Source organism: Lyngbya sp. CCY1209 (genome assembly GCF_035615495.1).
In the GTDB taxonomy this organism is placed as follows: Bacteria; Cyanobacteriota; Cyanobacteriia; order Cyanobacteriales; family Microcoleaceae; genus Limnospira.
Genome location: NZ_JAJENU010000561.1, coordinates 1 through 10,538, shown reverse-complemented (window position 1 = coordinate 10,538; position 10,538 = coordinate 1). Strand labels below are relative to the sequence as shown.

The 10,538-nt window shown below is 54.2% G+C and carries 7 protein-coding genes; 5 read left to right on the top strand and 2 right to left on the bottom strand.

The annotated features are described in order from the left end of the window. Nucleotides 1–255: 255 nt before the first annotated feature. The 3 genes from LKE08_RS19645 to LKE08_RS19635 all read left to right on the top strand — a co-directional run bounded on the left by LKE08_RS19645 (nt 256) and on the right by LKE08_RS19635 (nt 4,111). Nucleotides 256–2,550 (top strand): TOMM precursor leader peptide-binding protein, encoded by a 2,295-nt coding sequence (locus LKE08_RS19645; RefSeq protein WP_324705948.1) that lies wholly within the window; start codon nt 256–258, stop codon nt 2,548–2,550. Between the two features lie 245 nt (nt 2,551–2,795). Then, a complete protein-coding gene (locus LKE08_RS19640) occupies nt 2,796–3,479 on the top strand; it encodes a Uma2 family endonuclease (protein WP_324705947.1) in 684 nt (227 codons plus the stop codon). A gap of 218 nt (nt 3,480–3,697) precedes the next feature. Then, nucleotides 3,698–4,111: a hypothetical protein gene (locus LKE08_RS19635; protein WP_324705946.1), complete on the top strand. Its 414-nt coding sequence runs from the start codon at nt 3,698–3,700 to the stop codon at nt 4,109–4,111. 60 nt (nt 4,112–4,171) lie between these two features. Here the strand turns inward: LKE08_RS19635 and LKE08_RS19630 are convergent, their stop codons facing one another. Further along, a complete protein-coding gene (locus LKE08_RS19630; RefSeq protein ID WP_324705945.1) occupies nt 4,172–4,531 on the bottom strand; it encodes a four helix bundle protein in 360 nt (119 codons plus the stop codon). Nucleotides 4,532–4,620: 89 nt separating this feature from the next. On the opposite strand from LKE08_RS19630, the gene LKE08_RS19625 reads away from it, so the two are divergent. Then, nucleotides 4,621–8,433 (top strand): PatA/PatG family cyanobactin maturation protease, encoded by a 3,813-nt coding sequence (locus LKE08_RS19625; protein WP_375341446.1) that lies wholly within the window; start codon nt 4,621–4,623, stop codon nt 8,431–8,433. A 266-nt stretch (nt 8,434–8,699) separates the two neighbouring features. Further along, on the top strand, nt 8,700–9,503 hold the full coding sequence (locus tag LKE08_RS19620; RefSeq protein ID WP_324705943.1) for a DUF5829 family protein: 804 nt from the start codon (nt 8,700–8,702) through the stop codon (nt 9,501–9,503). 33 nt (nt 9,504–9,536) lie between these two features. Here the strand turns inward: LKE08_RS19620 and LKE08_RS19615 are convergent, their stop codons facing one another. Beyond that, complete coding sequence (locus tag LKE08_RS19615; protein ID WP_324705942.1) at nt 9,537–10,169, bottom strand: Uma2 family endonuclease; 633 nt, start codon at nt 10,167–10,169, stop codon at nt 9,537–9,539. Between the last annotated feature and the right edge of the window lie 369 nt (nt 10,170–10,538).

Here is a 10,538-nt window from a genome sequence, read left to right as displayed (position 1 = left end):
ATTTCCTTCGTTGTTGCGCTTTAGCGCTAAAGCGCAACAACGAACCGAGTTTTCTATTGCCTCATTTTAGATAAAACAGTCCACTACTGGACCGACACGGCTAAAAATGTGCTTTCCTGTAGGGTGGGTTAGGCGGCTGAAACCCGATCTGTGACGGCAATCTAGAAATCCGCCGTAACCCACCATTTAAGGTGTGTCGGTCCACTACAATGCACAGAAACCCATTGTTATCGTTGATGTTGTTCGTTCATTAAAATGGAATTTCAAATCAAACCTCACTACCACATCGAAATCTGTCCCCCCAAACAGGTTTATCTCCTGGGCGAACAAGAAAACCACGCCCTCACCGGACAGCTTTACTGTCAGATTATTCCCTTCTTGGACGGGCAGTACAGCCGCGACCAAATTGTAGAAAAACTCGATGGCGAAGTCCCCGCCGACTACATCGACTTCGTACTCAACCGCCTCAACCAAACCGGCTACCTCACCGAAGCCGCCCCGGAACTGGCGCCGGAAGTCGCCGCCTTCTGGAGCGAACTGGGCATCGCCCCCGCAGTCGCCGCCAAAGCCCTGCAACAGCCCGTCCACCTCAAAACCGTCGGAAACCGCATCAGCGAGGGCATGGTTGACATCCTGGGTACGGCTCTGCGCGATTTGGGCATCCCCCTCCACCCCTCCGACACCGACGCCGCCCTCACCGTCGTCCTCACCGACGACTACCTGCACCCCGACCTGGCCCCCCTCAACCGCCATCAGGTACAAACCGGCCAACCCTGGATTTTAGTCAAACCCCTGGGCAGCGTCCTCTGGCTCGGCCCGGTCTTCAAACCGGGAGAAACGGGCTGCTGGCACTGCCTCGCCCAACGTTTGGAAGGCAACCGGGAAGTGGAAGCCTCGGTGCAGCGCGAAAAATACGCCGCCGCCCAAACCAACGGCAACATCCCTCACACGGTCAATAGTTACCTCCCCACAGCCCGCGCCGCCTTGCCTTCGACGTTGCACACGGCCCTTCAGTTTGCGGCGACGGAAATCGCCAAATCCCTCGTTATCGCCCAGTCCCCCACGCCTTCCCCCACCCTGGAGGGCAAGTTAATCACCTTCAACCAGCGCACCCTGGAGTTCAAAACCCACAGCCTCATCCGCCGCCCCCAATGCCCCACCTGCGGCGACCCGGAAATCCTCCAGCGTCGAGGGTTTGAGCCTGTGGTTCTCGAATCTCGCCAGAAACACTTCACCCGCGATGGCGGCCACCGCGCCGTCACCCCCCAACAAACCATCGAGAAACACGAGCATCTGATCAGTCCGATTACGGGGGTTGTCACCGAACTGGTGCGGATCACAGACCCCAGTAATCCACTGGTGCATACCTACCGGGCAGGCCATGCCTTTGGGGATGCAACTTCCCTGCGGGGGCTACGCAGCAACCTGAAACATAAGAGTTCCGGCAAAGGCAAAACCGACAGTCAATCCCGCGCCAGTGGTTTTTGTGAAGCGGTGGAGCGTTATTCGGGGATTTATCAGGGGGATGAACCCCGTAAAGCTGCAACATTCAACGAGCTGGGGGAACTGGCGATTAACCCGGAAGATTGTCTCTGCATCAGCGAGACTCAGTATGAAAACCGCAAAGCGATCAATGAAAACCGCCAAGCGGCTCATGATTGGATTCCGACCCGGTTTGACCCTGACCAAACCATTGACTGGACTCCGGTATGGTCACTGACCGAGCAGCAGCACAAATACCTTCCCACTTCGTTCTGTTATTACAACTACCCGATGCCGAAGGGTCAACGCTTTTGCAAAGCGGACTCTAACGGCAATGCGGCGGGGAATACCTTAGAAGAAGCGATTTTGCAGGGTTTCATGGAACTGGTGGAACGGGACAGCGTGGCGCTGTGGTGGTACAACCGCTTGCGTCGTCCGGCGGTAGATTTGGCCAGTTTTGACGAGTCTTATTTTACCGACCTACAACAGTTTTATGCCGAACATGACCGGGAACTGTGGGCGTTGGACTTGACCGCCGATTTGGGGATTCCCGCCTTTGCCGGGGTGTCGCGGCGCAAGGTGGGCAATTCGGAACGGTTGATTCTCGGTTTTGGGGCGCACTTAGACCCCACCATCGCCCTTCTCCGCGCCCTGACGGAGGTGAATCAGTTGGGACTGGAACTGGACAAGGTGCCGGACGACCAACTCGACGGCGACGCCAAACTCTGGCTCTTGGAAGCGACGTTAGAGAATCAGCCCTATTTGGCGCCCGATACCTCCCAACCGTTGAAAACCGTGGGGGACTATCCGAAACGCTGGGGGAATGACATCCGGGAGGATGTGATGACCTGCGTGGAGATTGTCAAGCAGGCGGGGTTGGAAACGTTGGTGCTGGACCAAACCCGCCCGGACATCGGCTTGAATGTGGTCAAGGTGATTGTGCCGGGGATGCGTCATTTTTGGTCGCGGTTCGGGTCGGGGCGGCTTTATGACGTGCCGGTGAAGTTGGGTTGGCGGCAGGCGCCGACGCCGGAAGGGGAGATGAATCCGATGGCGATGCCGTTTTAAGTCAAAAGTCAAAAGTCAAAAGTCAAAATTAAGAGGGAGTAAGGGAGTAAGGGAAGACCCGCCTTGAGATGAATTTCAAGGCTCATAGCAAAAGTCCACTCAAGTGGACTCAGTTTATTCCCTCCCCAACCTCCCCAACCTCCAATCATCTACTTCTAAACTTTGGGGGACTTACAAAGCCTCCGTTTCTCCCCAGGAGAAAGTCAAAAGTTAAAAGTCAAAAATCCTAGATTTTACGACCGATCATGACTCCATTCCCACTCACCACCCTACCCCCCCTCGAAAACGGCGATCGCCTGACCCGCAGGGAGTTCGAGCGACGCTATGCCGCCATGCCCCGGGTCACAAAAGCCGAATTAATCGAAGGAACGGTCTACATGGCATCTCCCCTCCACGCAAAAGCCCACGGAAAACCCCACGCCCAAGTTGTGGGTTGGCTGATTGCTTACGAAGCCGCCACCCCCGGAGTCGAAGCTTTGGACAATGCCACCGTGGGTTTGGACACCGACAACGAACCCCAACCCGATGCCCTGCTTCGCATCGAAACGGGGGGACAAAGTACCATCAGCGAGGAGGACTATGTGGAAGGGGCGCCGGAACTGATCGTCGAAATTGCTGCCAGTAGCGCGTCCCTGGACTTGAACCAGAAACTCCAGGTCTACCGTCGCAACGGAGTCCGAGAGTATTTGGTGTGGCGAACCTACGACGGGGCGATCGATTGGTTCCGCTGGGAAGACGGTCAGTATGTCCCCCTGAATGTGGATGGTGATGGCATCGTGCGATCGCTCGTATTTCCCGGTTTGTGGTTGGACAAAGATGCGCTGTTGGCGGGGGACTTGGCACGGGTATTGGCGATCTTGCAACAGGGAATTGCTACCTCAGAACATCAAACTTTTATCGAGCAATTATCCCGGACAAAAATTCAGTAGCCAGTGATGTTTTTGTTGATTCATTTTCTGATGACTGAAAGCCGACTGATAATCCCTATAGATGGCGACCGAAAAAGCGATCGCTCATCGTGCGATCGCACCATTTTACCGACCGATTAAAGTTGACCGAAAGCCGACTGATAATAGCCGAATAAATCTCAAAAAAGGTTGACAATAATGACAAATATGCTAATATATTTGGCAAAGGGAACATCACCATGCAACTGACAATAGACCTGCCAGAATCTGCGGTTCGACGCTTATCTCGCCTTGCCGAGTTGACCAACCAACCCCTGTCGGAATTGGTCATCCAAAGTATTGCTGGAAACTTACCCCCTGCGATCGATACAGCCCCGGCGGAAATACAGGCTGAATTGCTGACCCTGCAAACGCTGAGTGTAGATGAACTCCGGCAAATTGCCCGAAGTCAGATCGCTCCAGACCAGCAGGAACGTCATCTGGAACTACTCGATCGCAACCAAGAGGGAACATTGACACCCAGCCAACAGCAAGAGTTGCGCGATCTTTCCCAAGCCGCCGATCGCTTGATGCTCAAAAAAGCTCATGCCTGTGCGATTTTGCGCTGGTTGGGACAGCCCATCCGAGATTTGAACCAGCTATTACCCATTTGAAAGTCAAAAGTCAAAAGTCAAAAGTCAAAAATTTGTACTTCTGGCTTGCTGATTTTAACTTTATTTCAGCTTTCTTTTGGCGGTCAGGATGGATTTTGAAATGATTTTGATTAACTGTTCGCATTCATCCAAGAGACTGGATACTTTTGGCTCGGGTATCATTTCTGATTGAATTAATAGCCTTAGCCAATATCTTGTTTCTTTGGCTTCCTTGAGAGCGATCGACTGCTTGCTGATAAAATCTCGGTCACTTTCAGCCGAACCCGATTCGGCAATGTTGGCAGCGATTGACGTTCCCGATCTAAACAGTTGATTGGCTAACAATCGCGGTGTTCCGGGTTGTTGATCGAGATGGGAGCAAAGCTTGGTAATTCTCACGGCAAACTCAAATGTGCGATCGGGAATCGGCCGATAATCCATAATAATCAAGTCAAAATCTATGGAATCAAAACTGATACGAGCAGTTTACCAACTTTTTTGAATTTTGAATTTTGAATTTTGAATTGACTATGAATCCTTTTACCTTGTCTCTGAGTTCCGGCATTCAAATTAATCCGTCCGAAAACGGTTACACCCTCGGCCTGGTTTCTGGCAATGATGCCGGTGCAACCGCCTCCCTACTCACCGTGCCCGCACTGCCCGGATTTGAAAATGCGATCGCACATTTGCGAGAGGGGACGGCCACCCTGCAACAGTTGACCCAAACCCTGAGTACCCAGGAAGGGTCCGAAGTTGGGGAACAGTTAGCCGCCACATTGCAACAGATGGGCGATCGCGGCTGGTTGCAGTATGCTGTATTACCGTTGGCGATCGCAGAGCCGATGGTAGAGTCCGCCGAACTCGACCTCAATCCCCCCCACTGGACCCAAGCCGATGTCAGCCTGTCCCGCTTCGCCTACCAACACAGCCACGAGGGGGGAATGGTACTCGAATCGCCCCTGTCCAAATTCCGCGTCAAGCTCCTGGACTGGCGGGCCAGCGCCATTTTGGCCCAACTCGCCCAACCCCAATCCCTGCGGCGGGTGACGCCGCCCCCCCAAGTCGGCCCCGAAACCGCCTATCAGTTCCTCAACTTATTGTGGGCGGCGGGTTTCCTCTCCGTCGAAGCCGAGGCCCCGGAACTGAAGCTGTGGGAGTTCCACAACCTCCTATTCCACAGCCGTTGTCGCCAGGGACGCCACGACTACCCCACGGGCGATATTGCCGCCAGTTTGGACATCTGGGACCAGTTTCCGGTAGTGAAACCGCCCATGAGCGGGCACATTGTCCCCCTGCCCCAACTGAGCATCGACGCCATCCGCCAGCGGGATAAAACCCTGACGACGGCGATTGAAAAACGGGCGTCGGTTCGCGAATACGACGAGAATCACCCCATCACCATTGAGCAGTTGGGGGAACTGCTTTACCGCACGGCCCGGGTCAAGGAAATTTACACCCAGGATGCCGAGCAGCAAGAAATGATTAAAGCCGAATATGGCGAAGATTTCGACTGGGGTGAAATCAGCCGCCGTCCCTATCCCTGCGGCGGCGCGATGTACGAACTGGAAATCTATTTAGCAGTGCGCCGTTGTGAAGGCGTCAAACCGGGACTTTATCACTACGACCCCCTCAATCACCAACTGGCTCAAATTGATGCCGCCGATGCCGATATTCAAGCATTACTTAAAGACGCCCACCAGTCCAGCGGCGAACAGGGAATGCCCCAAGTTTTACTGATTATTACCGCTCGCTTCGGGCGGCTGTTCCGCAAGTATCGATCGCTCGCCTATGCCCTGGTTCTCAAGCACGTCGGGGTCCTGTATCAGAACCTCTATTTGGTGGCGACGAATATGGGACTGGCCCCTTGTTCCCTGGGGGCGGGAGATAGCGATCGCTTTGCCCGGGCGACGGGATTAAATTATGTGGTAGAGTCCTCCGTCGGCGAATTTATGTTGGGGTCATTGCCCACCGGAGATGTGGAGGCGAGTGGGGTAGAAGATGCGACAGAAGACAATATTAATACCTCCGAAGAATTGGCGGTGGAAGTCGAAGCCGAATCCGCATCTGTCGAGCCGAGCGAAGTCGAAAATTCATCGACAATTAATTCCTCCGAATTGGATTCAGAAATAGAAGCGACTGAAGCCGAATCGGATTCTGTCGGGTCGAGCGAAGTCGAAACAGTTAACCCCTCCGAATTGGAGGATTCTGTCGGGTCGAGCGAAGTCGAAACCCAAGCCACAGTTAACCCCTCCGAATTGGAGGATTCTGTCGGGTCGAGCGAAGTCGAAACCCAATCGACGACTGCCAAACACCCCCACGACCTCGACGACCGCATCCCCGGACTCGCCGACCTCCGCAACCAAACCCTCGGCGACCCCCGCATCACCATCGTCGTCCTCGACGGCGACCCCGACCACACCCTCTCCTGTTTTGAAGGTGCCGAAGTCTCCAAAGTCTTCCCCTACTGGCACCCCCCCGCCGAACCCGTCCCCAAAGAGGCCTATCTCAAATTCCAAGAAATCGACAATAACGACGACCTCGACAAAGACCAAAAAGCCGAAGCCCAAAAAGCCGCCTTCCCCGAACCGCTCCTCAAACGCATCCACGGCGACAACCACGCCTGCCACATTACCAGCACGATGGTCGGGCAAGAAAACACCCCCTCTCCGGGACTCGCCCCCCGCTGCCGCGTGATTAACGTCCCGTTAAATACCACCGGCACCGACGAGGAATTCATCTCACCTCTGAGTCTGGCCCGGGCTTTTGAACTCGGCCTGGAGTTGGGTGCCAACATCATCCACTGTGCCGCCTGCCGTCCCACCCAAACCGGGGAAGGGGAAGAAATCCTCATGCGGGCCCTGAAGAAGTGCCAGGACAATAATATTCTGATTGTCGCCCCCGCCGGTAACAACAAAGGGGAATGCTGGTGTATGCCGGCTTCCCTGCCGGGGGTGCTGTCCGTGGGCGCCCTGAAACCCGACGGCACGCCCTACAAGTTCAGCAATTGGGGCGGCAATAACGAGCTCGAAGGCATCATGGCGCCGGGGGGCGAAATCCTGGGGGCGCAACCGGCCAACGAGGAACCCGTCCGCCTCAAGGGGACGAGTATGGCGGCGCCGGTGATGTCGGGGTTGTGCGGCTTGCTGATGAGTCTGCAACTGCAACAGGGCAAACCCGTTGATGCCGAGGCGGTGCGGGCGGCGCTGCTCAATACCGCCATTCCTTGTACCCCTGAAGACACCGACGAGCCGGAACGCTGCCTGCGGGGTAAAGTCAACCTCCCCGGCGCGATGGGCCTGTTGTTCGGGTCTTCGGTGACAATTTCCTTTGCCGGGGACCAGGTGAATCGCACCGAACATACCGCCATTGAAGTCAACGTCACGGACTCCGCAGTGGGTATCGAACCCTCCGCCGTCAGCTTGACGACAGCAATCACCCCCTCCGCCCCCTCCGCCTCCCTAACCCCTTCCGGTATCAAGCCGAGCACGGCCCACTCCGGACACGTTTTCGCCCTCGGTACGATTGGCTATGATTTCGGAGACGAGGCGCGGCGGGATACGTTCAAACAAAATATGGCGCCGGTGGATTTGAACGGGGTGATGGTGCCGCCGGACCCCTACGACGCCCGCCAGATGGTGGAGCATTTGGACAATAATCCCGATGAGGCTTACTCGCTGATTTGGACGTTGAATCTCGACCAAAATACCATCTACGCCCTCGACCCGAAGGGGCCGTTTGCCGATGATATTTATGAGATGTTTTTGTTGATGCTCAACGGGCAGTTGGAACCGGAAACCAGCGCCGAATTTATGGAGCGCATCAGTATCCCCGGCCGGCAGACGGAGCGGACGGTGGAACTGTTTTCGGGCGAAGTGGTGCCGGTGCTCAATGTCCGCAATCCCCGGGGGATGTACGGCTGGAATATCAACCGGCTGGTCGATGCGGCGTTGGCGACTTTAGATAACGTTGAGGAGGGGAATGAAGCCCTACTCCGGGAAGGGCTGGCCGCATTTTTGAATCGGGTGTATTATGAATTGCATAATGTGGGGCAAACGTCCCGCGATCGCGCCTTGAATTTTGCAGTGACAAATACCTTCCAGGCGACTGCCACTTTTGCCGAAGCGATCGCATCCGACCGACGCCTGGATACCATCGAAGTGGAAAAAAGCCCCTACTGCCGCCTGAATAGCGATTGCTGGGATGTATTGCTGACCTTCTTCGATCCCGAGGATGGGAAGCGATCGCGCCAGGTGTTCCGCTTTACTATTGATGTGGCGGATAGTATGCCGGTGACGGTGGGCGGCATCAAACGCTGGGCAATTCCGGGCAAAAAGCGGACTTGAAGGGGAGTCGGGAGCCAATTTTCGACCCGCCTTGAAATAAATTTCAAGGCTCATAGCAAAAGTCCACTCAAGTGGACTCGGTTGGAGTCATATCAGCTCCGGTTTTCCCCTCGTTAAACCTCCCCAATCATCTGAAGATGATTTGACCTGGTAGGGGCGCAAGGCTTGCGCCCTCGGGCATCAATTCCCAAGCGGTACGGGTATTCAAACAGTTTTTGTCCGGGTATTTAACTCCAAACGCGATCGCACCCTCAAAAAGTCAGACTATGGGAATCGAATTCAACCATTTATATGTCACCCTCGACCCGGACACCCTAGAGTCCATTGCCCGTTCGGAGTTCATCAGCCAAGAATTCTGCACGATATCCAGAGATACTGTCAAAACCGAGACGGAAAGTTGGACGGGAACCTATCTCCGGGGAAAACATTCCTATATCGAGCTGTTTCCTCCCGGCGGTGCCGAAGGGTTGAGGGAAGGTTTTTCCGGTCTGGGTTTTAATAGCCAACAAGCGGGTGATATGGATATTGTACGGAAAAAGATCCGCTCCTTATCAGAAACCCAAGAAATACTGTCTGATTTGCAAGTTCGTGAAACCGAAGCCGGACAAGTTCCCTGGTTTCATTATTTGTCCGTCAACCCGGCAGAGAGGGGAGCCTTCGCTTCGTGGTTGATGGAATTTCATCCCGATTATTTGGCGTATAAAAACATCGAACTGACCCGCGAGGGTTGCTTTGACCGCGCCGCCTATTTGAAAACCCTCGAGACTTCCGAAACTTCCTTATTTGATGACATCTCAGAAATTCACCTGGAATTGACGGTATCGGAACAGGAGGAGTTGGCATTCCTGCTGCAAGGGTTTGGCTACGAATCATCCGGCGGCGGAGATGGGACGACCTATCATTCCGATCGCTTTCTGATCCGAGTATACCAGACCGTTTCTCCCCGCTATCGAATTCGCAGGGTAGTTTGCGCGATCGCCGATCGACCCCATCCGGAAAAAACCTTTACATTCGGTAAAAATGCCCGGTTAAATTTGGGGCGATCGCTGGCAATTTGGGAGTTCGGATAACTGGGAAACAAACCGGGCGATCGCTCGTTTCCCCTAAGTCATCAATGTCCGACGGAACTCTCGAATCGCCATCCCCGTGCCTTGTTCTAAAGCCATTTGCAGCACCCATTCAACTAACTTTGGCAGTTCCAAATCGGGGAAATAGCGACTCAAAAGCTGTGGTTGATAACCCTCTGTTTCTAAACTATAAATTTGCAATCCCGTTTTTCTAAATAACCAAACTTCTGGAACCTTGTAGGGCAGATAGTCCGCCGCCGCCGTGTAGCTGGTCACGTCAATTTCAATCACCAAATCGGGGGGCGGGGTGTGGCGCCAATCAATGCGATCTTTGCCGACGGAGGCTTGCCAATTGTCAATGTAGAAACAATAGTCGGGTTCGATTCCCCCCTCTTCTGGCAGATCCATTGTAATGGGTGTAAAGGCTTCATAGTTCCGGTTCTGGCTATCTAGTAGGGCTTTCACAATGTCAGACAGAATGTTCGCTTCCCGTCCCTGTTTTGGCAAAGGACTCATGAGCAAAATTTCACCGTTACGAAATTTGATGCGAGGAATGGAGCTATCCCCCCGGGAGTCCCTGAGTTTGCAGTAGTCTTGCCAGGTTCCCGGTAGCCGTACCACACTGCCGGCGGGCAGTTGAATTTTTTCGGTAGAAATGACCGCATACATGGTGGGATACCTCCAATGGCTCGATCGCTCACGTTCTCATTTTAAACGATTTTTGATTCCGGGCTCAAAGCTGGCGACTGAGGGCTATTTAGGGCGACCGAAATGGCGATCGGGAAATGGTGCGATCGCTTCAAGTTGACCGGAAGCCGACTGATGAGAGCCCCCAAAAATTGGCAAAACGGTTGACAAAAACGCGAGATATGATAATATTATTATGAGGAGTTTTTTCGCGTAAATTCTACTCTAAATACTCCGACTTCCTGGGGGAGTCAAGCCCCCTCAATCCCCCAAGTTTGGGGGGAGTCAAGCCCCCTCAATCCCCCAACTTTGGGGGGAGTCAAGCCCCCTCAATCCCCCAACTTTGGGGGG

Coding starts and splice junctions, on each gene's coding strand:
- LKE08_RS19645 (WP_324705948.1), top strand. CDS start 256: ATGGAATTTCAAATCAAACCTCACTACCACATCGAAATCTGTCCCCCC.
- LKE08_RS19640 (WP_324705947.1), top strand. CDS start 2,796: ATGACTCCATTCCCACTCACCACCCTACCCCCCCTCGAAAACGGCGAT.
- LKE08_RS19635 (WP_324705946.1), top strand. CDS start 3,698: ATGCAACTGACAATAGACCTGCCAGAATCTGCGGTTCGACGCTTATCT.
- LKE08_RS19630 (WP_324705945.1), bottom strand. CDS start 4,531: ATGGATTATCGGCCGATTCCCGATCGCACATTTGAGTTTGCCGTGAGA.
- LKE08_RS19625 (WP_375341446.1), top strand. CDS start 4,621: ATGAATCCTTTTACCTTGTCTCTGAGTTCCGGCATTCAAATTAATCCG.
- LKE08_RS19620 (WP_324705943.1), top strand. CDS start 8,700: ATGGGAATCGAATTCAACCATTTATATGTCACCCTCGACCCGGACACC.
- LKE08_RS19615 (WP_324705942.1), bottom strand. CDS start 10,169: ATGTATGCGGTCATTTCTACCGAAAAAATTCAACTGCCCGCCGGCAGT.